Annotated in this window: 1 pseudogene; it reads left to right on the top strand. The window is 66.9% G+C overall.

Features of this window, described 5'->3' with window-relative positions:
* A pseudogene (locus tag SB772_RS41415) lies at positions 1-269 on the top strand (benzoate 1,2-dioxygenase large subunit); the annotation flags it as partial.

Here is a 269-nt window from a genome sequence, read left to right as displayed (position 1 = left end):
AGAGCGAAGCCGACCGCACGACGCGGATCCGCCAGTACGAGGATTTCTTCAACGTGACCGGGATGGGCACGGCCGACGATCTCGAGGAATTCCGCGCATGCCAGGCCGGCTACGCGGGCATCACGGCGATGTGGAACGACCTGTCGCGCGGCGCGCCGCTGTGGGTCCACGGGCCGGACGAGAACGCGAAGAAGATGGGGCTGAACCCGCGCATTTCGGGCGAGCGCAGCGAGGACGAAGGGCTGTTCGTGTGCCAGCACGAACACTGG

The sequence above is a fragment of the Paraburkholderia sp. SIMBA_030 genome (assembly GCF_046535245.1).
Taxonomy (GTDB): domain Bacteria; phylum Pseudomonadota; class Gammaproteobacteria; order Burkholderiales; family Burkholderiaceae; genus Paraburkholderia.
Note: the sequence above shows the minus strand (reverse complement) of the source record. Positions and strands in the feature narration are given on the sequence as shown.